This window comes from Spiroplasma endosymbiont of Polydrusus pterygomalis (assembly GCF_964030825.1).
Taxonomy (GTDB): Bacteria; Bacillota_I; Bacilli_A; order Mycoplasmatales; family VBWQ01; genus Spiroplasma_E.
Window position 1 is genome coordinate 995,432 of sequence record NZ_OZ034964.1, and the last position, 26,125, is coordinate 1,021,556.

The 26,125-nt window shown below is 24.5% G+C and carries 23 protein-coding genes and 2 pseudogenes; 2 read left to right on the forward strand and 23 right to left on the reverse strand.

Features of this window, described 5'->3' with window-relative positions:
* Positions 1 to 132: 132 nt before the first annotated feature.
* The 16 genes from rpmF to acpS all read right to left on the reverse strand — a co-directional run bounded on the left by rpmF (position 133) and on the right by acpS (position 15,457).
* Positions 133 to 342, reverse strand: coding sequence for a 50S ribosomal protein L32 (gene rpmF, locus ACQH25_RS04970; RefSeq protein WP_425380941.1), 210 nt, complete (start codon positions 340 to 342; stop codon positions 133 to 135).
* A 117-nt stretch (positions 343 to 459) separates the two neighbouring features.
* Complete coding sequence (locus ACQH25_RS04975; protein ID WP_425380942.1) at positions 460 to 2,286, reverse strand: M60 family metallopeptidase; 1,827 nt, start codon at positions 2,284 to 2,286, stop codon at positions 460 to 462.
* 54 nt (positions 2,287 to 2,340) lie between these two features.
* On the reverse strand, positions 2,341 to 2,478 hold the full coding sequence (locus ACQH25_RS04980) for a hypothetical protein (protein WP_425380943.1): 138 nt from the start codon (positions 2,476 to 2,478) through the stop codon (positions 2,341 to 2,343).
* 131 nt (positions 2,479 to 2,609) lie between these two features.
* Positions 2,610 to 2,762, reverse strand: coding sequence for a hypothetical protein (locus ACQH25_RS04985; protein WP_425380944.1), 153 nt, complete (start codon positions 2,760 to 2,762; stop codon positions 2,610 to 2,612).
* A 185-nt stretch (positions 2,763 to 2,947) separates the two neighbouring features.
* Positions 2,948 to 3,613, reverse strand: coding sequence for a deoxyribose-phosphate aldolase (gene deoC, locus ACQH25_RS04990; RefSeq protein ID WP_425381853.1), 666 nt, complete (start codon positions 3,611 to 3,613; stop codon positions 2,948 to 2,950).
* Between the two features lies 1 nt (position 3,614).
* Positions 3,615 to 4,598 (reverse strand): Gfo/Idh/MocA family protein, encoded by a 984-nt coding sequence (locus ACQH25_RS04995; protein WP_425380945.1) that lies wholly within the window; start codon positions 4,596 to 4,598, stop codon positions 3,615 to 3,617.
* Positions 4,599 to 4,609: 11 nt separating this feature from the next.
* Positions 4,610 to 5,332 (reverse strand): RsmE family RNA methyltransferase, encoded by a 723-nt coding sequence (locus tag ACQH25_RS05000; protein ID WP_425380946.1) that lies wholly within the window; start codon positions 5,330 to 5,332, stop codon positions 4,610 to 4,612.
* Between the two features lie 1,058 nt (positions 5,333 to 6,390).
* The gene (locus ACQH25_RS05005; protein ID WP_425380947.1) at positions 6,391 to 6,813 is read right to left on the reverse strand and encodes a hypothetical protein; all 423 of its coding nucleotides are present in this window, start codon (positions 6,811 to 6,813) and stop codon (positions 6,391 to 6,393) included.
* Between the two features lie 699 nt (positions 6,814 to 7,512).
* Entirely contained in the window at positions 7,513 to 9,423 is a 1,911-nt protein-coding gene (locus ACQH25_RS05010; RefSeq protein WP_425380948.1) for a hypothetical protein, read from the reverse strand.
* A 300-nt stretch (positions 9,424 to 9,723) separates the two neighbouring features.
* Positions 9,724 to 10,056, reverse strand: a complete 333-nt coding sequence (locus ACQH25_RS05015; RefSeq protein ID WP_425380949.1) for a hypothetical protein — start codon at positions 10,054 to 10,056, stop codon at positions 9,724 to 9,726.
* A gap of 164 nt (positions 10,057 to 10,220) precedes the next feature.
* Positions 10,221 to 10,958, reverse strand: a complete 738-nt coding sequence (locus tag ACQH25_RS05020; protein WP_425380950.1) for a pseudouridine synthase — start codon at positions 10,956 to 10,958, stop codon at positions 10,221 to 10,223.
* Complete coding sequence (gene scpB / locus ACQH25_RS05025; RefSeq protein ID WP_425380951.1) at positions 10,951 to 11,532, reverse strand: SMC-Scp complex subunit ScpB; 582 nt, start codon at positions 11,530 to 11,532, stop codon at positions 10,951 to 10,953. The genes ACQH25_RS05020 and scpB overlap by 8 nt, the downstream gene beginning before the upstream one ends.
* Positions 11,525 to 12,280 (reverse strand): segregation/condensation protein A, encoded by a 756-nt coding sequence (locus ACQH25_RS05030; protein WP_425380952.1) that lies wholly within the window; start codon positions 12,278 to 12,280, stop codon positions 11,525 to 11,527. The genes scpB and ACQH25_RS05030 overlap by 8 nt, the downstream gene beginning before the upstream one ends.
* Before the next feature lie 145 nt (positions 12,281 to 12,425).
* Positions 12,426 to 13,727 (reverse strand): hypothetical protein, encoded by a 1,302-nt coding sequence (locus tag ACQH25_RS05035; RefSeq protein WP_425380953.1) that lies wholly within the window; start codon positions 13,725 to 13,727, stop codon positions 12,426 to 12,428.
* Between the two features lie 67 nt (positions 13,728 to 13,794).
* A complete protein-coding gene (locus ACQH25_RS05040; RefSeq protein WP_425380954.1) occupies positions 13,795 to 15,102 on the reverse strand; it encodes a thymidine phosphorylase in 1,308 nt (435 codons plus the stop codon).
* Positions 15,103 to 15,133: 31 nt separating this feature from the next.
* Positions 15,134 to 15,457, reverse strand: coding sequence for a holo-ACP synthase (acpS, locus tag ACQH25_RS05045; protein ID WP_425380955.1), 324 nt, complete (start codon positions 15,455 to 15,457; stop codon positions 15,134 to 15,136).
* A 130-nt stretch (positions 15,458 to 15,587) separates the two neighbouring features.
* On the opposite strand from acpS, the gene ACQH25_RS05050 reads away from it, so the two are divergent.
* The gene (locus ACQH25_RS05050) at positions 15,588 to 16,448 is read left to right on the forward strand and encodes a hypothetical protein (protein ID WP_425380956.1); all 861 of its coding nucleotides are present in this window, start codon (positions 15,588 to 15,590) and stop codon (positions 16,446 to 16,448) included.
* Between the two features lie 301 nt (positions 16,449 to 16,749).
* Here the strand turns inward: ACQH25_RS05050 and ACQH25_RS05055 are convergent, their stop codons facing one another.
* The 4 genes and pseudogenes from ACQH25_RS05055 to ACQH25_RS05070 all read right to left on the reverse strand — a co-directional run.
* Positions 16,750 to 16,968, reverse strand: a complete 219-nt coding sequence (locus ACQH25_RS05055) for a hypothetical protein (protein WP_425380957.1) — start codon at positions 16,966 to 16,968, stop codon at positions 16,750 to 16,752.
* A gap of 216 nt (positions 16,969 to 17,184) precedes the next feature.
* Positions 17,185 to 17,742, reverse strand: coding sequence for a hypothetical protein (locus ACQH25_RS05060; RefSeq protein WP_425380958.1), 558 nt, complete (start codon positions 17,740 to 17,742; stop codon positions 17,185 to 17,187).
* A gap of 45 nt (positions 17,743 to 17,787) precedes the next feature.
* Positions 17,788 to 18,006 (reverse strand): annotated as a pseudogene (locus ACQH25_RS05065) (restriction endonuclease subunit S); the annotation flags it as partial.
* Between the two features lie 335 nt (positions 18,007 to 18,341).
* A pseudogene (locus tag ACQH25_RS05070) lies at positions 18,342 to 19,882 on the reverse strand (type I restriction-modification system subunit M); the annotation flags it as partial.
* Between the two features lie 543 nt (positions 19,883 to 20,425).
* On the opposite strand from ACQH25_RS05070, the gene ACQH25_RS05075 reads away from it, so the two are divergent.
* Positions 20,426 to 22,507: a hypothetical protein gene (locus ACQH25_RS05075; protein WP_425380959.1), complete on the forward strand. Its 2,082-nt coding sequence runs from the start codon at positions 20,426 to 20,428 to the stop codon at positions 22,505 to 22,507.
* 179 nt (positions 22,508 to 22,686) lie between these two features.
* Here the strand turns inward: ACQH25_RS05075 and ACQH25_RS05080 are convergent, their stop codons facing one another.
* From ACQH25_RS05080 to ACQH25_RS05090, 3 genes are all read right to left on the reverse strand, one after another.
* On the reverse strand, positions 22,687 to 23,925 hold the full coding sequence (locus ACQH25_RS05080; protein WP_425380960.1) for a DEAD/DEAH box helicase: 1,239 nt from the start codon (positions 23,923 to 23,925) through the stop codon (positions 22,687 to 22,689).
* Positions 23,926 to 24,300: 375 nt separating this feature from the next.
* Complete coding sequence (locus ACQH25_RS05085) at positions 24,301 to 25,599, reverse strand: hypothetical protein (protein ID WP_425380961.1); 1,299 nt, start codon at positions 25,597 to 25,599, stop codon at positions 24,301 to 24,303.
* A 17-nt stretch (positions 25,600 to 25,616) separates the two neighbouring features.
* Entirely contained in the window at positions 25,617 to 25,919 is a 303-nt protein-coding gene (locus ACQH25_RS05090; protein ID WP_425380962.1) for a hypothetical protein, read from the reverse strand.
* Positions 25,920 to 26,125: the final 206 nt, after the last annotated feature.

Genomic DNA, 26,125 nt, shown 5'->3' on the forward strand with positions numbered 1-26,125 from the left:
TTTAATAAATTATAATCTATATTTAATAAATTATTAATTATAATAAAATATTTTTTATAAAATAAAAAACCTCTAATACTTAAAAAAAACTTTAAATAAATAAGAGGAAGTTTTTTCAGATATCAACATATCTTATTTCTTTTCTGTTGATGATTTTTTTGCTGCTGGTAATGGGTTAGTAATACTTACACCTTTGTATGTCTTGCATTTCATACAGGCATGATGTGGTCTAGTAATTGCTCCACAACTTAAACAGTTAGTTGTCGTTACTGTTGATAAACTATCATGGGCACGACGTGTATTTTTACGCATTTTTGATGTTCTTCTTGCTGGTACTGCCATAGTCTGTTGCCTCCTTACTTTCGTATCTCATAAATTATATATTGAATTATCAGAAAAATCTATTTTTTTTATAAGTTTTTTTGTTTTTTAAATAAATATTAATAGCAACTTATTTTTTTACTCTTTTTTTATTAATTTATTATTAATAATAATAAACTTTACATCATTTTTTGTTGACGGTATTCAACAATTACTAACTGGTTCAAAATAAAGCCCTCTTTTTGGTTCAGCAAAATAGAATAGTATTTGATAATTATTTTTGTATTTAATGTTATTAATATCTTGAAAAATTGCCATGGTATCTTGTCCTACTGCTACTTTTTTATAAATTACATTATTATCATCTTTAATAGTAATTTTTATATAAGATTGATTTTGAAAATAGTCATGAATTTTTTTATTATTATAACCAATAAAAAATGTTTTTCTTGTTTGATTTAAATTAATAATTGCTCGATATTGTTTTCAATCATAGCCAATTCCTTCTAATAAAATACTGTTTTCTAAATTTAGTTTTACTTCAATTTGATATTTATTAGCAATTAATGTTTTATTATTATCAATAACGATAAAATTAGCAGCAATACTTTTACTATCAAGAAAATAAGGTTCTTGATAAGAAATGCTATTGACATTATTAATTAATAAATTGTCTTGCATAATAATGTGTTGTTTAATTTCATTACTTAAAATTTTATCACCAATGTTTTTCTTTACAAATCCAGTAATTTTTACTCCTTGTACTGGTTGATAAGTTGGTAACTGCTGTCCAATAATAGCGTTTTTATCATAATGACCATCAATAATATTATTTCAAATTTTTTTTGTTAAGTTTGGATATTTACTAACAATTTGTTTAGTATTTTTATTAACTTTAATTCCTCATTTTTCAAAAAATGGAATTAAATTTTGACCTACTAACTTTGAAGTCATTTCAATAAATAATTGTTGCTTCTCAAAATCACTAGTTGGCAATAACTTATCACTTAATAAACGATAAGTTTGATTTAAAGTTGGAAAAAATCATTGCCCATATGCTTGATCTAGTTGTCAAAACAAACCCAATTTAACTCAAACTGATTGTTTATCAAAATTTTTATTTTGATCTGAATTAATAATGAATTTTTTTATTTCTTTATCAATATTATCGGTAATTAAACGATTTTTAAATTCTAATTCTCTTTCAATTCAAAGCGCATTAATATTAACAGTAACTTCACCTAATCCATCTCACTTATAATTTTGATTTTGATAAGTATGTCCAATTTCATGTCATAAATATCAATCCTTATTACTTGTTTCATTAAATAATGCCTCACTAGCACCTGTGTTTTTTTCAAAAATAAGATGATAATTGCTAGCAGCAGCGTAACCAGGACCAGTATCAGGAGTAGCAATTTGAATTTTATTATTAAACTTATGAGCAATGCCATCATAGTTTATATTGAGTCCACTAACTGTATTTGACAATTGATAAATTTTATCTAAACGAATAAACGTTTCCTTAATAGTATAACTATTAGGATCCTTATTTAATCATAGTTCTCTTGCAATTTGCATTTGAAATGTTCCAAACACATAATTACTGATTATTTCAACAAATGGTGATTGTTGGTTGTTATTTAAAACATTAGCAAATTGTTCATTTGTTGTTTTACCAACAATAAAAGTAGGTACTGTTATTGCTCTTTCAGCAATAATCAATACTTGATAATCATTACTTTCACTTTTATTGGTAACATAAAGCATACCTTCTAAATCAGAAACTAAACTTTCACTTTGATGAGTAATAACATATTCTTTTGGTGCTAAATCTTGTCCATTATTTAAATTTTGATAAATTCCTCATTGCCCAATAAAAATACTAAATGAATTATCAACATTTTCTGGTAATTGGATTGTTATTTTTGCCCCTTTTGTGACAAAAATTCCAGTTGGTGTCAATTGTGAATGATAATATCCTCTTTCTTCATCAATACAATGTTTTTCAACATTACCTTATGCATTAGCAATAATTGTTTTTGCTATGGTATCTGTATTTTGGAAAATACTATGATTTAATATATTTGATGTAGCAATCAAACTATTACTAATTAATGTACTGGCTAATGCTACTATTCCTAATAATTTTTTCATATTATTTATCTAACTCCTCGTAACATAAAAAAACCATTTACTTTAAAAGTAAAGTAATGGATTAAATATTTATCTACTTAATTTATTAATAATTTTGATAACTAAAATTAAAATTTGACAATTTAATAGTTTTACTTTTTATCTGTAAATTGATTTTTTTCGCCTTCTTTTTTTAAAGAACAACTAGGACATTTATTAGGATAATTTATCCGACAATTACGACAACTCACATTTTTATTTTCTGTTTTTTTTCTACAAAATAAATTTTTAAGTTTGCGAAACATTTCTACTACTCCTTTTAAAAAATCTTTATCAAATTGTACGCTTCATTATAACATATATAAATAATGGTAATAATAATGGGACATAAATGGGACATTGAGTTTTATTTTTATATTTGTTATTAATTAAATTAATTAGTTAATTTAAAAAAAGTTACCTCATAATAACTTTTCTTTATTTTTTTGTCTTAATAACTATTGTTAACTGTCTTCCCTAAAATAATAGCAACACCATTACTAGTACCAATTCTCGTGGCCCCAGCATTAATCATTGCCATCGCATCATCTTGACTTTTAATTCCTCCTGCAGCTTTAATCGCAACATGTGAACCAATATTTGCTTTCATTAATTTAATATCAGCAACTGTGGCCCCACCATTGGCAAAACCAGTTGATGTTTTAATAAAATCTGCTTTTGCTTTAGTTACTAATTGACAAGCAATAATTTTTTGCTCTGTTGTTAATAAACTACATTCAATAATCACTTTTAAAATAATATGTTTTGGACATACACTGCGGATTACCTGTAACTCTTGCAAGACAAGTTTTTGATTATTATCCTTTAATAAGCCAATATTAATAACAACATCAATTTCTTTGGCACCATCATTAATGGCATTAATCGTTTCTTGCACTTTCGTTTCTGTCGTATTAGCACCTAATGGAAAACCTACTACCGTACAAACCTTAACGTTACTATCTTTTAATAAAACAAATGCACGATTAACATAAAATGGGTTAACACAAACTGCCTTAAAATAATAACTTTTAGCTTCATGACATAATTTTTCAATCATTGCTAATGTCGTTTCTGGTTTTAATAAAGTATGATCAATATATTGATTTAAATTAATATTACTTTGCATAAACATCAACTCCTAATTCATTTTCACTTTTAATAATTGCTTCAATTACTTCAATGTTCATTAAACTATGATTTAATCAATAATCGCGACTTAAATAATCTTTACTTTTAATCATTTTAATAAAATCATTTAATTCATATGTCATTAAAGATTGTTCATTAGTATCATCACTAATAGTTTTTATCCCATTTTTATTATAAACTTTAATTCCAGTTAACGGATGAACTTGTGTCAATACAAGACTACTATGATGACCAATAAACTCACTTGGTGTATAAGAAGTTATCGCTTTACTGCAAGTAATAGTAGTAATTATTTCGTTTTCATGTTTTAAAATAACATGATTACTTAAATTAACACCATTAGGGAGTTTAATTGCCATTGCTTTCACTGTTTTTACTTTACCTAGTAAATACAATGCTAATTGTAATGGATATACTAAACTATCATAAGTTGAACCTTTTGCTAGCTTCTGATCAAATACTGAATCATAAATCCCTTTTTCTACTAATGGCATTCTTGATGAAGTACGATTAAAATTAAGATTAACTATTTCTGGATGTACCTCATGAACTAGTTTTTTTAATTTAGAAAAAATAGGTAAGTGAACACTAATATAAGCCTCTAATAAAATTAATTGTTTACTTCTTGCCAAATTAATTAAATCTTTAACTTCTTTACTAGTAAAAGTAATAGTTTTTTCTACCAAAACATGAATATTATTATTTAAAAATAATTTACTTTGCTGGTAATGTAAGCCATTCGGTGAAGCGATATAAACAGCTTCAATATGTTTCATCATTTCATTTAAATCATCAGTACTATTAGCAATCTTATACTTTTTTGTTCATGCTGCTGCTTTATCTAAACTTCTTAAATAAATACAAGTTATCGTAACTTTTTTATTAGTTGCTGCTTGTTTTATAAATTTTGGCACAATGTTTCCAGTTCCAATAATACCAATTCTGATCATTTTGTACTCCTCTAATTTTTTAAATTTGTTTCATAATTAATGATTGACATTAAAAATAAAGGTGCAGTTTCAGCTCGTAAAATTAATTTTCCTAAACTAATGCTACTAAAATTAAATTTTTTTAAAATTGTAATTTCTTCACTAGTAATACCTCCTTCAGGACCAATAATAATTGTTATTGATGATAATTCATTATTTATTTCATTAACTCAATTAATATCTGATGAATTTTCATCTGCAACCAAATTTAGCTTTGAATGATATGACACTAATTGTTTTAATTCAAAAACAACAGGTGTTATAATTGGAATTAGATTACGATTTGATTGTTTAGCAGCAGCTTTGGCAATACTTTGTCAACGTAAAACTTTCTGTTGCGCTTTTGTTTTTGTTAAAACACTAACACATCGTTTTAATTGCAATGGTACAATTTGATAAACACCTAATTCTACTGCTTTTTGAATCACTAAATCAAATTTTTGTTCTTTTAGTAACGCCATCACTAATGTGATTTTACATGATAACTCCGAACTACTATTTGCTAGTATTTTACTAATCTCACATTTAACAACTGTTGTAATTGTAATAATTTTTGCTAAATATTTTTGTTGTTGATAAATAATAATTATTTCATCATTAATTTTGTGACGTAATACTTTAATTATATGCTTACTATCTTCTTCATCTAATATTAAAATATTATCATTTTTATCATTAGTAAAGTAGCATTCCATAATCCACCTCTGCTTTGATTATAACATAAGGTAATAAGTTTTATTTATCATTTTTTTAAGAAGAAACTAAAAGTAAACTTTTAGTTTGATTAGTCATCATATTAGTAAAAAAAGTTGAAAAAATATTATAATTTATTAAAAAAATACAAACTAATATAATTTTAATCAAATGCTTTATTTTAAAAAATAAGTCAGTTTTTACTTTAAAGAAAATTAAAATTTGCAATAAATGATAAAATCTAAAGAAATATTTCTTTAGATTTTACTTTTTTGTCCAAAAATAAAATTTGATAACAGTATTTTTTAAGTGTTACAATTATTTTATATTAATTAAAAATCAGTGTTAAACACTCTTTCTTAAACTTTTTTATTTTAATAAGGAGTGTATTTTATTTTTTGGGGGTAACAATGAAACAAGTTAATAAAAAAATTAAATATCTATTAATATTAATAGATATTAACCATTATCCTAACTTGAATAATTAAGAAATGAAATAAAGAAGAATTAGATAAACTAATTAATAATTTATAAAAAAATACAAATAAACAACTTCAAGAACAATTAATAAAAAATTTAATTAACTTTAGTAATTGAAGTGAATTTTACAATAAAATATTTTGCAGTTTTGGTACTATTACTAGCACCTTAGCATTAATTAACTTATTTACTAATAAATATACTCAAACACTTATAAATATTCTAAATAAAAAGGCAGATGATAACCTTAGCTTATCTAAAAAAATAAATCATAATGATTTATATAAAATAAAAAGAAAACTTTTAATACTAAAAATTTAAGTACCAAAATTTAAGAAAAAAGATACCTCATTACAACAAATTAATACTTTACTTGAAATAATTAAATGTGAACAAAAAAAATAAAAAATGCCCCGATAGAATACCAAAACAAGCTCGTGAAAAAGTAGAGTATATTGTGCAAGTTAGCAAATAGTATCTGCCTTATAATGATATTAAATTTGCTGCTTTAGACAAATTAGATAATATTTTACAAAAAAAATAAATGTTAATAGTTTATTAACATTTATTTTTAGTAGTTTTATGAAAAAATTAGTTGATTTTGAGGTTGATTGCTTATTAATAATTGCTCATCACTGTTATTATTAATACTTACTATCGCGCTTGCTAATAATGGAGTTGTTTCAGAAATTTGTTGTTGCTGATTATTACTTTCAACATTAATATCAGTAATATTTGTTGGAAAACATTTATCAGAAATTTTTGAAACAGCAGTGCCAATGCCATAACCTAATTTAGAACCTAATACGTATCCAATTAAAGGTGAAAATGTTTCAGAACACATTACTGCAAACATTGCTAATGATCCTTCTGGTTGATCAAAAGCTTTCATACCACCTGCATTTGAAATTAACTTATAAAAATAATAAGTTATGCCGCTTAGTGCTGCACTAGCACCTAATGTTCCACCTGTATATTTAAAGTATTTTTGAATTTTATTCATTTTTTTCTCCTCTCAAAATAAATCAAAATTCAAAAAACTATTATTTTAAAATTAAAATAATGGTTTAAAAACTTATATTAAGTTTATATTTTAATTTTAACATAAAATTTTTAATTAATAAAAAAAATAAAATAGTTATAGTCGCAGTAAGTTCACTGCGACTATAACTTAGGTGAGCCACGCAGTGGAAGGGATGTAATCCCCTATATCTTAATGACTATATTTAGTTGTTCATTAATTACCAATTAAAATAACTAAGATTACTGAGGAGAAATAAGAAAATAATATTAAGAATAATAAGTACAATTCTTTAACTTACAACAAAGATAATCGTTGCTTGTAATTATAATTCAACAAAAGTACCTGATTAAAATTGGAAATTTGCAACAGTATTAGGATAATACAAAGAAGAAAATACAACAAGTTTAACTAAATTATGATAATGAAAATTAATCAGTAATTATTAAATGTAATTATTTCTACCCAATGCTTCACTATTCCTAATAATGATATATCAAAAATTAATATTTTTTCAAATATAAAAGTTTATTTAGAAATTCACTTTGATAATATAAGAATTTTTAGAATTGATTGTGATATACCACCTGCAGAATAATTTTATTTTTTCTATAAATGCTAAATAAGGATAAATAATGTCATTTTTTATCCTTATTGTTATTATTTAATTTTTAACAAATTTTAACTAAAAATTGCACCTTGCAAGTTAATATCTCATACTCGATCACGAAAACATTTAATGGTGTCAATACTTCAATTAATACTTAAATAAACATTTTTTTCATCATGTCAAATATGAATATAACCATCTAATTGAAGAAATGCTCCCCAAAATCCTTTATCATAATAATAATTTAGTTGCAATGTATTTTTATTTCTATCACTACTAATATCATTAGTAGCAACACTTAATTTTGAACCAGATAATTTTTGATCAGTATATGTATTACAATAAACATGAAAATATGACTGCTCACCAAAACTTAATTTATTAAATTTATTAGTAAAACTATCTCAATCTGGTGCATAATCGCTTCAGTTAGATAATAGTGTAATATCAGGACTAGTTCAAGTGGTCTTTATTGAACCGACACTGTTAGTTTCACGATGATTATAACTTAAACATTTAATGTTAATAGTATTACCGTTAACAGTAAAACTAACAGCTACCGTTCCCTTATAAGTAATACCATCACCAATAATAATGGCACTACTATCAGTAATTTTATCAATTGTAATTTTAGTAACATCAACACTAGTATTTTTTGTTTTAACTGCTTGCATTATTTGTTCTATATTTGGAATATCCAAACCATTAGTTGTAATTGGTCCTAAATCTTTATTTTTTAAAACATTGCTTAAAAGTTCTGCCTTATCACAGTTATAAGTTACAACAATGGCATCTTTACTATAAAATTTACCATCACCAATAATAGTGGCACTACTATCAGTAATGTTATCAATTGTAATTTTAGTAACATCAAGATTAATATTAGTTGTGTCAAGTGCTTGCATTATTTGTTTTTGACTTGGTTGATTTTTACCAGGAATCTCAAAAGTTGGTAATTTATTAGTTAAAACACTACTTAAATCAACAAGTAAATTATTAATTACAACATAAGAACCAGTATATACATTGTTATTAAGAGACTTGATAATAGCATTATTATCTTGTAATGTTACTTCAATTTCTTTCATCTTTAACATTGGATATTGCTTTGCTAAGGCCTGATTAACATCAGCAACAGTTATTTTGCTACTTCTAATTACAATTTTATCCAATCCCTTATTAATAACATCTTGCAAAGGAATTCTAATATCAAGATTCAGATTAACAACTACTTTACCAGTATATATTTTTTGATTTGTACTAGTAATAATAGCATTAGTAGCACCAATAATTTCAATAGCAATAACATCAGTATTTAATTTTTCTTGGTAAGTATCATGCAATGCTGTTATTATATCATCATTTGATGGGATATCTTTACCATTAGTTTTAACTGTTAAATCTTTATCAATAATGATAGCACTTAAATCAACACTATCATTAGTACTAAATTTAACTGTTACTTGATGTGTATAAAGAATATTATCACCTTTAATTATTGCTGATTCAGTAGTAATATTTTCAATAATAAGATGACTCATATCTAAATGATAATATTCATGAATGCGAGCAGAAACAGCTTCTCTTGTCGGTTGTTGACCAGTAGTGGCAAAACGATCAATATATGCTCCTTCAACAATTCGTGTTCTAATATCAATTGTGGCAATTTGATAAGTAATTTTAATTTGATCGTTTTTATAAAAAATACCATCACCAACAACAAAGGCAAAATCTTTATCGATATTAACAATATTAATACCCTTAATTTCAAGATTAAGATTGAAGTTATTTAATTTCTTTTTTAACTCAAAATCTGTTGGGATCGTTCCTGGATGATTTTCTGACACAACACCTAAATCTGTTTTTGTTAAAACATCTTTTAAATCTTTGGCAACTACTATTGGATTATTACATGCCGTTGTACTAGCAGTAACTGCACTTGATAACAGTAATGCGCCAAGAAAAGATAATTGCTTTTTCATATAGACCGACCTCACTAAATAAAATTAATAGATAATTAAAGTAATTATTGTAAAGTGATTATATCACAATTACAAAAAATTAAAATATTATAACCCACTCAAAAATAGTAATAAAAATAAATTTTGCGTAATACAAATACTATTATTTTTAAGTTTATCATTTTAAAGTTTTTGATTTTGATGAAAAAGATAAAAGCAAATTACTTTTTAAATCTTGATTGATTTCACTAATATCATTTTCTAAAACTTACTTTTATTTTCTCAATTTTTTGCTTTTAAAAAACAGTTTTTTAAAACAATCTAAAAATTTATTTCTTCAATAATTAATCATTTCTTTTTCATTTTGAAAACTTTTACTATAAAATTTATAGCAAAATTTTTTATTGTTAATTCTAATTGAAAATTATTAGCCAAAAAAACACTGCTGATATTTTTATTCATTAATCATTTTTGATCATTTGCAAGTTTAATTTTTGTTGTATGAAAATTCAAGTTATTACTTAAGATTAAATCTCTGATAAGTTCTATTTCTCCATGTTCACAAAGATGTTTATTAACAATAATTTTATCCAAAAGTTCATTATTATATTTATAATTTGATATTTGTTTTAAGGTATCTTCATGCTGTTTCAAATTTATTTTCTATCATATTGCTTCTCTCTAATAAAAATTTTTTAATATTGTCTTGTCTTAATATTTTTGTATTTTTTAGTAAAAAATAAAATCATAGAACAATAGTATTATTAATTATTTTCTAAATAATAATTTCTGATATCGAGAAGATAATGAATAAATATTTAACTTTTTTGACTTAAATTAATTAATGTTGTTACTTCTGCTTTTGTCAAATGACGATAGTTACCGATTGTTAAACCTTTTAAAGTAATATTAGCAATTTGTAAACGTTTTAATGTTATTACTTTACTTCCTATGGCCTTCATCATCCGTTTAACTTGTTGATTTTGTCCTTCATGAATAGTTAAATGCAACAAAGTAGTTTTTGCTTTAACGTTCTCAGTAATTATTTTTACAAGCGCTGGTGAAGAAGTAAACGTTGTCGAAAGCATAATACCCGTTGCTAATTGTTTAATGGCACTTGACGATAAAATACCACTTGCTAATACTTCATAAACCTTATCTATTTTATAACGAGGATGAATAACAGCATTAGTAAATTCACCATCATTAGTCATTAACAATAAACCTGAAGTATCAAAATCTAAACGACCGATCGGATAAATTCTAGTATTAATATTAGTAAAATATTTCATTACTGTTGGTCGATTTTTAGGATCACTAACTGTTGTTAAACAATTAGGTGGTTTATAAAATGCTAAATAAATATGATTAACCGTATTAATAATTTGATTATTAACTTTAATAATATCATTGCTTGTTACTTTAAAACCTAAAGTAGTAATAATTTTATCATTAACTGCCACTTGCCCATTAGTAATTAATAATTCTGCTTTTCGTCGTGAACAGACACCAGCACTTGCAATAACTTTTTGCAAACGTTCTAATTTATTATTCATTAGTAAAATTATAGATTTCTTGTTCATCATTTTCATGATTAAATTGTGGCAAAGTTGGTAATTGTGTTAAAGATTCAATATTAAAATGATCCATAAATTCATCAGTTAAATCATATAAAATTGGTTTACCTGGTAATTCACTACGACCAATTTCAGTAATTAAGTTTAAACTCTTTAATTTAAAAATAATTGCCTCACAATTGACACCACGAATATCTTCAATTTGTGGTTTAGTAACAGGATGATTATAGGCAATAATAGCTAGTGTTTCTAATGCTGCTTGTGATAAACGAATTAATGGTTGTTTTGTTAACACTTGATAGCGATTATAGTGAATAGGTTTCGTTGTTAATTTATAAAGATTACCAACTTTAATTAAAGTTAAACCACAACTATCATCATCATTTAGTTTGTTTTGTAAAATTGTAATTAAATTTTCAACACTTTGTGGTTTTTTTACTAATTCTAAATATTGAGCAAGTGTTAATAAATCAAGCCCTTCATTACCAGCAATAAATAATAATCCTTGCAAAACAGCTAATCTTTCATTTGCTTTTCAATTGTTGTTATTCATAATTATCACCTCGATAAATTACTGTAATCTCAGTAAAAGTATTAGTCTGCATAATATGTAAAATTTGATGATTTGCCAGATCTAAAATCGCAATAAAAGTAATAATAAAATAATGTAATGTTAATGTTTTAGTAAAAAATAATTGTTCTAATTTAAAATGAGTTTGTGGATTTTTTTGTAGTAATTGTTTAATTTCTTTAGCACGATCTTCAGCTGAAATTAAGTTTAACGCTAAATTAACTGGTAATTTATTCTCACTTTGTAATCTATTAAATAAATTTAACATTGCCTGCGTTAATTTATTAACATTATTTTTTAATAGTACCGGTGGTGAAATTTCATCAACTAAATATGCTTTTAAATCACTAGGAGCTTTTGTTAATAATTGTGTTCGATGAGCAGCTTGTTCTTTAAAATAACTACTTATTTCTTTAAATTTTTTATATTCTAATAATCTATTAATTAATTTTTGGCGATTAATTTCTTGTTCATAAGCACTATCAATAATTAATTCTTGTTTTGGTAATAATTGTTTTGATTGTAATTCTAATAAATAAGCAGCAATTGGTAAATACTCACTTATTAAATCAATATTTTGCATTAATTGTTCATTAATAAAATTAAGATATTGATTAGTAACCTCATTTAAATTTAATTCCAAAATATCAAGATTTTTTTCTTTAATTAGATGTAAAAGTAAGTCCATTGGTCCTTGAAAAGATTTAATTGTAATTACTGGTTGTTGCATTATTTTCATTCCTTAGCATCAATTTTTATATTCATTAATTTAATTATAACTTAATTTATTTTTTCTTTATTAAAGATTAATAAAGAAAAAACTTACTTTTAATCACTAAGAAATTAAAAGTAAGTTTTAAAAATTTTGATAAAAACTAAATTTTATGTAATTTAATATGAATATCTTCAACATTAATATTAAATTTTGAAGTTGTATTTGTAACTATTGGTTTTAAATCATATTCTAATTTAAAATTTAAACTAAAATAACCATTATTACCACTAGGTTCAAGATTAAAGTGACTATCACGATTAGTAATGGTTATTTGTTTAAGTCATTCACTACCAAGATTAGCATAAACTTTATTAATAGCAGCAAAATAACCATCTCTTATAAATTGATCTTCAATTGGAGAATTTTTATTATAGTCATCATATTTTTCAGTAGCCGTTGGTAATGTTGTTACTGGCTTAACTGTTCAGTCAGAAAATACTTTTTCAATTTGCGTCGTAGCATCAACAAAAGTTTGATTAATCTTAATAGCAGTACCACTATCAAGTTCACCAGTATTAAAATCAGCTTTAGCAGCAGCGCCAACTAAGAAACTAATAGTAATATTATTAATATCACCATTAAATATAACTGAATCATTAGCATCAAGAGTTCCAGCTTGCATTGTAAATAAAGTTGATGATTTATCAGTAGTAAAATCACCTGTGAAAGCAAAACTTAAGCGTAAACCACTGTACTGCACTTTATCTTTAATGGCAACATTTAAATTTTGTTGAATATATGAAAGTTGCGTTTTAGCAATTGCTGCTTTTTCCTCTGTTGAGGATCCATTAATTATGCCATTTATTGGTAAATTTTCAACATTAACATTTAAGTTAGCAATATCATTTTTAATAAATTCCCTAATAGCATCGGCTTTAGCTTGATCATTACTATTTTTTGTATCATTATTAAGTGTTAACTTAATATTTTTAGTAATTGGTGGTAAATTTGAATAAGAGATTTCTGCTTTTACTAACAAATGACCATTAACTGCCGGTTTATCAGCTGCTACTTTTACTGGTAAGACAAACTTTCCAGCATCAGGATTTTTGGGTTCATTATCAATATCCATAATTTTGACTCCAGCATCAGGGTGATATCAATTTGTTGGATGTTGATCAGTGCTTTTTTTAAGTTTATTTGCAAAAAAATCAGCAATGGCTGTTTTAACAGGATCAGCAAATTGACTAAAAGTTTTTCCTTTCATAATTTTGATATCAGTATTATCAGGTAACTGCAAATCAAATTTAACTCCCAAATCACTATCAGTAATAAAAGCAGCCGCAGAATTAAGAATATCTCTGGGAGTCATTTCTTTATTTTCACTATTACAAGCAACAAGTGCCATTGCTGGTGATGTTGCTAAAGTAAATGTACCTAATAATTTTAATAAAGTTTTCACAAAAACACTCCTTAAATTAATTGATATTATTAAAATACTGTAACATTATAAACAATTTTGCATTAAATTACATTATTATTTCTAAAATTATTGGTTTAATATTTTGTTTTTTATTAGTAATCTGAAATGTGGTAAATGCTAATTCTAAAAATTGTTGATGAAAGTATTGATCTTTATTAGTATGAAGTTCCATAATTATACTATCTTTCTCAACTTTTTGACCATGAACTTGTTTTAAATAGATACCAGCAATTGGATCAATAATATCAGTTTTAGTAGTTCTACCAGCTCCTAATATTACTGATAATTCACCTAAAGCATAATTATTAGTAAAAATTAGATATCCTGTTGCTGGAGCCTTAACTTTAATAATATAATTAGCTGTTGGTAATTTATCAATTTTATCAAGATATTGAGTATCACCACCTTGATTTTTAACAAATTGATAAAATATTTCTAATGGTTTTTCACTAGTAAACATCTTATTAGCTTTATTAATACCTGCCACTAAGGTTGTTACTTCTTTCGCCCCTAATAAAGCTAAACCTACTAAATTACTAACAAGAGTTTTTAAATCTGATGGTCCTTTATTTTTTAAACTTAAAATAACTTCTTGTAATTCTAAAGCATTACCAACTGCTTGGCCAAGTGGTTTATTCATATCGCTAATAATAGCATAAATTTTTTTATTAAAAGCTTTACCAATATTAATCATTAATCTTGCTAATTTGCGTGCCATTACTATATTTTGCACAAAAGCACCTTTACCACATTTAATATCAAGTAAAATTAAGTCAGCACCCATTGCTATTTTTTTAGACATAACACTAGCAGCAATTAAAGGTAAGGAATCAACTGTTGCTGAAACATCACGTAATGCATATAATTTTTTATCAGCAGGTACTAAGTTAGTAGTTTGTGAAATAATACTCATCCCAACTTTATTAACAATTTTAATAAAATCTATTATCGCTAAATCAGATTTAAAATTTGGAATAGTATCTAATTTATCAATAGTACCACCAGTAATTCCTAACCCTCTGCCAGAAATCTTAGCAACTTTTAAACCACAAGCAGCAGCTATTGGTCCAAAAACCAAACTAGTTTTATCACCAACACCACCTGTTGAATGTTTGTCGACACTAAACCCATTGATTTGCGATAAGTCAATAGTTTCACCAGTAGCAATAATAGCTTTTGTATATGCTACTAATTCATCCTTATTCATGCCACGAAAATAAACAGCCATTGCTCATGCTGTAATTTGATAGTCTGGTATCAATTGATTAGCAATACCTTCTGTTAAAAACTTTAGCTCATCTTCATTTAAACTTTGTCCTAATTTCTTTTTTGTAATTAAATCAATCATTAACATTCTAGCAAAGCTCCTTACTTTTTGATGATATTTATGAAACAACTATTGCTATTGCTATTGCATTCGTTTGACTATGCGATAAAGATAACAATAATTGATAATTGTTAATATTAGTTACTGGTTGAAGAAATTTATTATAACTAATATCAATATCTTTAAATGTTAAATTTTCTTGTGGTAATGCTTTAAAAATTGCTTCTTTTAATGCTCAGCGACCTGCCAAAAATTCTTGTTGACGTTGCAAAGAATACTCATTAAAAAGCATAATTTCGTTTTTACTTAAAATTCTTTCCACAAATTCTGTAATATTTTTTACTCGCTTTATTTCAATAATATCTATACCTACACTATGCATTATTAACTCCTTAGATCAAATAAAAGGTTAAACCACTAAATCCTTGATTTTATTATATAATTAATAGTAAAGAAAGTGTAATATTAATTTTAATAAATAGCATAAATTTTGAAAAGATGGTGATGTATTAATGACATTTTATATAAATGAAAAACAAAAAGCATTAATTAAACAACACTATCAAAACTATAAAATTGATAATAACGATAACAGTTATGAATCATTTCAATACCATAACATTACAATTGAAATTTATAAAAATAAAGTTATTTTTAAAGGTAATAAAGAAGAAATTGTTGAGGAATATCGTAGCAATTGAAATCAACTTGACAAAAATCAATCACCAATTATTGGTAATGCTGAATTTGGTATTAATAACTTTTTTGGACCGATTGTTATTATTAGTTCTTATATTGGTTCAGGTAATTTAGAAAAATTACGTTTACTTAATATTCGTGATTATAAAGAATTATCAGAAAGTAAATTTATTGAATTAGCACAAGATATTATGAAAACTATTATTTTTGAATCAGTAATCATTAATAATCGTAAATATAATCAATGAATTGATGCTGGTTATCATCCTAATACTATTAAAACTTGAGGACAAAATCAAGCATTAGTTCGTATGTTACAACATCGAATTCAATATGACAAAATAATAATTGAAAAATATATTAATGAAACTACTTATTATCAATATATTGAAAATATGAAAGATAATCGTAATAAAATTATTAAAGATAAAGTTGAATTTTTGACAAATGCTGAAAGTAAATATTTAGCTGTTACTTGTAGTACTATTATAAGTCATTATTTATTTTTAGAAGAAATTAAAAAAATAAAGGGCATCGATCCTAATTTCATTCCCTTGGGTGCTGGTCAAGAAGTAAACCTATTTTTAGCAAAAATTAAAAATGAAAAACATATTGAATTTAACAAATTTCTTGATCGTCATAGTAAAAAATCATTTACTGAATTTTTTAAGTAATCAATTAAAAAATGGCGTAAATTATTCGGTTGGTAATATCTTATTCTAATAAATATTTATCTATTAAAATAGAATCTCTAAGAAAAAAAACAAGATTATCTTTTTTAATTAACTAAACATATCATAAAATTAATAATTTACAACACAAAATTTGTCATTATTTAGTGATAATTTCTTATTAGTTATCGAGTGAAAATTTCCCAAAATAATTTATTTTTTTATTAATATTAGTTTTTAATTAATTACTTTAAACATAAAATAATGAAAATAGTATAACAAGGAATAAATGTTTTAGAATATTTTAAAAACAAAAACTTGATGTTTTAATTTTAATATCATCAAAAGGAGATTTTTTATTCTTTTTCTCTCATAAAATATAACCATTTTTGCCATTACGATTTTGTTCTCTTAATTCTTTATCAATTTTTGTAATTCATTTTTCTTTTATTTTTTGTTTTTCTATCATGTTAACATTAATATTTACTTCTTCAACAAAATTTATAGTTTTAAAACTATTCAAAGTGATATAAATTTACTCCTTTTAAGTGTTAATAACTTAATTATTGAAATTATATAATGATTTTAAATAGATGTCAGTAGTTGTCTCTTTTAATTTTTATAGAAAATAATTAATAGCATTAAATACTTTTACCATTATCAAATATAAACATTTGTAAAAACCACAAAATTATGTAAAAGTTTTATTTGTATGTAAAAATCAGATAGAAACCATAAATTAAATAAACATATTATTTAAGTAATATTGTTTTTGTTTTGCTAATAAACTTAATTGTTCTTTAACTAATTCAATTTTTCTATCAATAATAGTAAAAAAATGTGCAATCTTAGTTTGTTCATTAATATTATTTGTCAAAGAAATAAAAACATTTTTTAACATTAAAAAATGCCTTTTATATCCACTTTGTGAAACATTATTTAATAATACTGAATAATAAATAAATTTTAAATTAAAATTTCTAAAACTATTACTTAATTCTAAAAGTTTTATACCATCATCTGCAACAAAAAAATACTTATCAAGATATTTTAAAATAGTTGTATGATCACCAAAAAGAATAATTGGTAATTGTTCCACTAAATTTCCTTTTTTAATATATGAATCAATAAAATCTTTTTTTTGCGATATTAAAGGTAATTTTGTATTTGATTCAAAATTTTTTTTAATTTTTAAAGATTTTATTGTTGTTAATACTTCTTGAACTTGTTTTAAAACTCATTCATCATTAAATCCTTTAAATCTAATTTGGGGATAACCTTTTTCATTTGCAAACATATTATTTAAGTAATATTGTTTTTGTTTTGTTAATAAACTTAATTGTTCTTTAACTAATTCTATTTTTTTATCAATAATAGTAAAAAAATTACCAATTTTATTTTGTTCTTGTAAACTACAAGTAATATAAATTTGAATATTTTCTAAATCTTTATTAGAAATTTCTAAGAATGTTGTTCCAAATGAATTAGTAATTAATACATTTTTATTGTTATAAAGTCAATAATATAGGTATTTATGGTTTATTAATTTTCCTGTTCTAATGTTTTTATTCCTTGACTAAATCAACATTTTTCTAAATTATTTATTGTAACTACACCAACAGGAGCTCTGCAAGTTAAAAGAATATCATTTTTCTTAGAAAAATTAAAATTTTTATCTGTAATAAAACGATCATATTTATTAAGCAGCATACTGTTATTTTTTGTAATAAAATTAGGGGTTATAAAAGGAAATTCATTTAATCATAATTTTTTATTTTTTGTTGAAGGTGTTGAACCACCTCAAATTGTTGTTATTGTTCTTAATTTTACTTTTTGAAAATTATTTTCATTAATAAACTCTTTAAATCTAATTTGGGGATAGCCTTTTTCATTATTAATCACCAAATCTTTAAACATTAACTTAAATTCTCCATTTAATTTTTGCATTGCTTGTTCATTAGTAATTAATTTATCTTGCATATTTTTAATATTAATTATTTCTTTTTCTGCTGTATTATCAATATAACGAGCAATATTTAAGTTATAATCATTTGCTTTAATTATTTCAATCGCAACTAAATTAGAAAATTTAGCAATAGTTTTTCTGTTATTAAAAACATTAATAATTTTAATAATATTTTCATCAGTTAAAGTATTTTTATTTCCTTGCTTGGCAAATTCTTTCGAAGCATCAATAAAATAAATGGAACTATCAATTTTACATTTTTTCATCACTATAATACAAGTTGGAATTGATGTCCCATAAAACATATTAGCTGGTAAACTAATAATAGTATCAATTCAATTTTTTTCAATCATATATTTTCTAATAATTAATTCGGCATTACCTCTAAACAAAACTCTATGAGGAATAACAACGGCCATAACGCCATTAGCAGCTAATTTATAAATCATATTTTGAATAAAAGCAAAATCAGCTTTTGTTTTTGGTGCTAATTTGCCATAAGCACTAAATCTTTCATCACTTAAAAATTTTTGATTTGCCGTTCAATGAAAACTATATGGTGGATTGGCGACAATTACCTCAAATTCTTGTCCTTTAAAACCATCATCTTCTAGTGTGTCACCATGATAAATATCAAATTTATTATACTTTAAACCATGTAACATCATATTCATTCTTGCAATATTATATGAATTGGTTTTTAATTCTTGACCATATAAATGACCAATTTTTAATTCTTTATATACTCTTAATAGTAATGAACCAGAACCACATGTTGGATCATAAACCGTTTTAATTTCCGTTTTTCCTTGACTAACTAATTTAGCTAATAATTTAGAAACAGGTTGTGGTGTATAAAATTCACCTGCTGCTTTTACTGATTCAGAAGCAAATTTACTAATTAAATATTCATAGGCATCACCTAAAATATCAATTTCTGCGTCGTCAATTTCAAAATTAATTTCATTAATTTTTAACATTACTTTAGCAATGATGTTACTTTTCTCGGTTTCTGTTTTTCCCAATTTACTAGAATCTAAATCAACAGAATCAAATAAATTTTCAAATTCTTTTGCTGATGCATGACCAACTGTTGATTCAATTAATTTGTTAAACGCTTTTCTTAAGAAGAAGATATCAAATTTTCCACTATTAATTTTTTGATTATTGCTTGTCATAAATATTCTGGTTCAATATAATATCCAACACTATCATTATCATATAAAACTTCTAAAAAATCACTGCGATATTTTTCATTAGTTAAAGCAGTGTAATAATCAATCCCTTCCATTGTTAAATCTTTTGCTATTATCGATTGGACATTATCTGATAAATAACGATAAAATATTAATCCTAAGATATACTCTTTATATTCGGATGGTTCCATTGTCCCACGTAACGTATTAGAAATATCTCATAACTTAGAAAACAACTGTTGTTGTTGGATATTTTGTTTTTCATGTGTTGTCATAATATCTTTTCCTAACTTTCAAACTTATTAATTAAAGCAATGATATTTAATGTTAACTAGTTTTACCTTGTTAGTAATTTTGCTGATAAATATTTAATTATTTTTACGATACAATTATATAATAAAAAACTAAATTTTTAGCAAGGCAATAATATTTTAATAAAACCTTAATATCTTAAAATTGTTAGCGAAAAATTAAGAAATCCCATGTAGTATTTAATTTAATTGGTTGTTTTTGCTGTTATTTTCTTAAACTAAGCAAGGTTAACGACAATTTTAACCTAATTAAAAAAGATAGAATTTTATTTCTATCTTTTTTTAGTTTTTGGAAAATTCCCGACCAACAAAATATTTTTATGCACTCAATTAAAAACATTGCCACCTAATAATTTAACTTACATTTTATTTTAAAAATTTTAATATCTTTTAAAAGGTATTAAAGAAGTGATATAATCGAAATTAGATATATGTTTAAATATATTTTCAAGTCCTATTTTGTTTAGCTAAACAAAATAGGACTTTTATACTTAAAGGAGATAAAAGATGACAAAAGAAGAAAAGACACCTTTATTAACTAACGATAGAAATGCTAATTATGGAGTCACTGAACAACAACCAGCAATAAATACTAACAACTACGGAAATATAATTGTTAATATTGAAAATGAATGAATAAAATGTACTAGTCGTTATGGGGGAGAAACATCTAAAAAAAAAGATGAAAATAACAATTGACAATATCAAACTAAAATTATAAATAATGGCGGTAATTCAACTTCTATTAATGAAAAACTAATTAAAATTGATAGTAATCAATATTGAGAAAAAGTAACAACTTTAGTAAATAATCCAGAAGTTATTGAGTTATTAAAAATAAATTTTACTAACAAAAAATTAGAAATATATCAAAAAGAATACACAAATGATAATGATTATGAAAGAAATACTTTAAATTTAGAAACTTTTCACAAAAAAGAAAGAAATTTAAGTCCCGAAAAAAAATTCTTGGAAGCTATTACCATCAAAGCAATTAAGGGTATTGATGACCTAATAATCAATACTGATCTTCTTAATGAAGAAATAAAACTTTTTCAGGAAAAACAAACCAATAGTAATTTAAATACTTTATTAAATATTTATAAATATTTAACAGTAATCCAAAATTTTATTGATGATTCAAAACCTATTGCTACCTCAAAATTTAAAAATATTTTACAAAAAGTAGGTAATTTAACTTTGGGTGCTTTAGAAATTTATATTGGACTTACTGGTAAAAACCTACAACGAGTAATTTCTAACTATCCAATTGATGGCAAAGAACATACAATTGAAGATTATATTAATGCCATATTCTTAAATCCAGCAAATTATATTATGGTATTAATCGATACTGCTCTTGGTACATTTTGTACTTCTGCGGCTTCTAGTTGAGCACGAGATGTATTTTTTAATAAAGAAACTGATCCCTATCAAATTACCAAATTTAATTCGCAATGACTTGAACAATACCAAGAAAACTTGCAATTACTTTTATATGAAGAAAATCATCAACAGTTAATAAAATATTTTTCAAATATTTCAGCAATTAATAACTTAATACAACAATTTAATGAAGCTACAAATTGCGATGTATCAGAATTTCAATATCATCCCCAGTTCACAGAAGAAATTAAACAAATTAAAGCAATAATAGCAACAAGAGAAGCAAACATTGATAGTAATAGTGAAATTAAACAATTAGTATCTGTAACAAATAAATCAATTAAAACATTAAAAACGGAATTTAAAAAACCATTAACACTAACAGAAAACTGAGGATACAATCTTTTCATTAATTTAGTGTTAGAAACATTAACATGAGCAGGTAGTCACATTATTTTAACTGGTTCATCAGAAAATACTGCTAAAGAAAATTTTAATTTACAAGATTGAATCACTAAAGATATTTTTAGTGAAGGTGCTTTCGTTGCCAACATCAGTCGTTATTTTGTCATGCGACCAATTAATAACATCTTTAAATCAGGTCTAACAAAATTAGGTATTCCAACTAATATTACTCCTAAAAAACTTGCAAGATGAATTGAAAAACAACCTCGATATAAAAAATTACTAATGGCAATTCCTTTATTTCTAATAGTTACTTTTATTGTCAATACTGTTAAAACAGAAGCGGCATTAGTTACTGAATATGGATTTGAAAAAGCAATAGAATTATTTTATGAAAAGTTTTTTAGATGAACAACATTAGGTTTTTCAATCGGTGTCACTGCAAGTGATATGATTACTTTTGCCATTTCAGATTTTTATAAGAATGTCTTTAATCAACAAAAAGAATTTGAAATTTTAGTATCAAAATCTGCATTAGCAAAATTAGTAAAAAATGGAAAACTTGCCACTTTTGATGAAGAATTTGCAAAACATGAGGAACAAAAATTAGAAGATTCTGGTATTGCAACCTTATCACAAAGAACAAAATCTGATAACTCAGCAAAAGAAGAAACTGGTAGTGACACCACCATTGAAGATTCTCTTAATGATCATTATTTTGATCGCGATACTATCAATCAGCAACCTCAACCATCTACAAGTAATTATCAGTTTAATTCACAATTTAACAACGTTTAAACTAAATCTAATCACTCTTTTGAAAAGAGTGATTTTTTATACTAATAATTATTATTTTTTGCTATACATTATCTCTAAATTTTATTTGACCTAATTTTGATTTTATAAAAAAACATTATAATATATAATATTAAAAAATTCACTTAATAATTAAGTGAATTTTTGATAAAGTTAGTAATCTAATATTTTGTTTTTCTTTTTCATTTTAAATTACTATCATTATGGTGTTGGAAATTATTTTTACTGCGTGCTGAATAATTTGCTTTAGTTGCTACTTTAACAATATTTTTAGGTAAATCTCAACCAACAGTATCTAATAAAGTAATTTCATGATTTTGATAATATTCGATTTCTTTAATCTCATTATATTGAGCTCGATTGCTTACTAAAGTAATAGCAGTTCCTTGCGCTCCGGCACGAGCTGTTCTACCAATACGATGGGTATAATAGTCATGTTCACGTGGAATATCATAATTAAAAATATAATCAATACCATTAATATCAATTCCTCGAGCAACAACATCAGTAGCAATTAATACTTTCACCTTACCATTTTTAAATTTTCTCATTGCTTCGATACGTTCTCTTTGACTTTTATCACCATTAATAACAGCACATCTAATATTATTTTGTTCTAATAATTGCGCAATTTTGCTAGTAAAAGCTTTTGTATTTGAAAAAACAATACTTAACTGTGGTTGTAATTTCTGATATAAAGTAACTAATGCTGTTTCTTTAGAAACATTATGACAATCAAAATAATATTGTTTAATATTTGCTTGTTGTAATTTTTGACTTTCATCTTCAACACTAATGCTAACTGGATTATTTTGATAATCATCAGCAATTTTTAAAACTGGTTTTGACATTGTCGCTGAAAAAAGAACAGTTTGCATATTTTGTGGTGAATTTTCAAATAAAAAATCAATATCTTTTTTAAATCCCATTTTTAACATTTCATCTGCTTCATCTAAAACTAATGTTTTAATTGAATTTAATCTTAAACTACCACGATTAATATGATCAGTAATTCTTCCTGGTGTTCCAACAACAATGTTACTAGTTCTTAAGTCATACAATTGGTTTTTAATATTAACACCACCACATAATAAAGCAACATTAACACCATTTAAAAAATAAGCATACTTTTTTACTTGTTTTGCCACTTGAATTGCTAATTCTCTAGTTGGACAAACAATAATTGCTTGATTACGATATAATTTTATATCTAAATCATGTAAAATAGGTAATACAAAAGCAGCAGTTTTTCCAGTTCCAGTATGACTTTTTCCAATAATATCTTTTTTTTGTAAAGAAACTGGAATTGTCTTTTTTTGAATTGGTGTAGGAGTTATATAACCCCATTTAGCAATAGCAGCATTTAATTCTTGTTTTAATTTTAACTCTGTAAAACTCATATCTTTCTCCTTAAAAAATAAATTTGAATAAATTTAGAAAAAACATGACAAACATAACTTTAAAAATAACCTCTAAAAGAGGATTATTATAAAAATTATTAATTTTAATCTATTATTATAATATACTTATATTTTAAAAGTATTAATTCATCTAATTTTTCTAAAATCAAAAGTTGTCAAATAATTTCATGATATTATTTATTTCCTTGACATCATTAACAACTTTTTTTGATGTTTTTTATCAATCATATCTTAAAAGAAAATTGTGAATTAATCAACAACTTACATATATTACACTATTTTTAATTAAATGTAAAGAAAAATTAGCGAAATCAGAATATAAAAATATAAATTAAAATAGCATAAAAATTTATCTTAATTTCAAATATCACTATCTGCCTTTTTAATAATTCAATTATTAAACAAAATACGATGACCTTTATGATTATTAACACAACCACTTAAAAAGTGAACATTATCATAACCAATCGATAAGTAATTATAACCATGCATGCCACCTTCACTTCTTTTAATGATAAAAGTCTTATCATCTACTTTTTTCACAACACTGCTATCACTTAAGTTAGGATTTTTTTTAGGTGGTCAAAGACCATTTAAACGAAGCGAAATATTATTGTCAATAATATTTTCTCTTTTTGCTTTATCATTAACTTGCTGATTAAGATATTCGCTAATATCATTCATATTTTTATCTTCACTAACAAAATTATCAAAATCACTAGGATTCATATATATTGTTAAATTGTTATCGGTAGTTAAATCAATACGTCCTTGCGCAAATGAGCCTTTTGTACAAAATATTGTACCTAATGCTACTGCTACTCTGTCTGCTCATTGATTTTGGGTTTCATTACGACTAGTAACAAAATCTAAACTCATTGGTTTTAATGTTAAACCTGAAACTGTTCAGTTGCTAATAGTACATGTCCCAAAATTATTAATCTTAGATCGATCCTCTGTAATTTTCTTTGCATCAGAACCTGATCCAATTCAATTATTTAACTTATTTGTAAATTCACTTACTGATGGTGCTAAGTAAGCTTTTAAAGAAGCGATTGATTCTTCAATTGTTGGTTTAGTAATTGCTTGAAACATATGATCATCACTATCATATCTATCATATCTCTTAAGAACACCAATTGATACCATTTCAAACATATCAAGCTTTACTTTATCATTACCAATTTTATCAAATATTATTGTTTTTACTTTACTATTTAAACTACTATCACTAGTATTTGCTGGTGCTTCTATAGTAAAATTCCTTAATTTTTCTTCTACTTTAGCAGTCGAAGCATCAATTAATTTTCTTAAATTAGCACCAGGATTAGCATAATTATAATTAAAATCACTATCAAATTCATGTGTTGACTTAATGTTACTTTCATTTTTATATGCTAATTTTAATTTTAATTGTGCCTTAATTTTATGTCACATTGTTATATTATATTCAGGATTGCTTGGTTCATAACCAGCAACACCAAAATCAACACCTTTTCATTGAAAAAATATTTTTTTTAACGTTGTTTGACTAATATCAATTGTTAAAAGTTCATTAATAGGGATATTACCAAATAATGGTTTTAATGCTGTGACCTGCATTAAGTACTTATCAACTAAAAAATCATTAATATCTTGTTGCAATCGATTCAAAAAAATATCTTTTATTTTTATTGTCTTATCATTTTTAATATCACTATCGCTATTCTAGGTAAACTATTCAAATAACTGGTAATATTTGATCCTAAGTTAGTAAATTGATCTTCAAAAGTTAGATTTTTATATTCTTCTATTAAATGACCAAGTTCTAAATTAACTTGATCTTTAGCTTTTTTTAATAATTCTCCGACATTAGTATTTTCTGTTACTTCATCGGTATCAGAATTAGATTTATCATCATCACACGCTACTACATTTACTGCTAATGGTGTTGTTAAACCGAAAACTGCCAATATTTTTAATAATGCTTTCACACTAGTACCCTCCTAAAATTTCTTGTAATATCTTTTATTAAAGTTTAGTTTAGTACATTTTATAATATTTAAAATTGAAATGTTGAAATATGCCATTCTTATTTTTCTTCGAATATTTATTTTTAGCAGAACAACTACCTCATACCCTACTTTCATTTTTTTCTTTTCAGTTTGCAAGATATTATCCAATTTATCTAATCCTACTG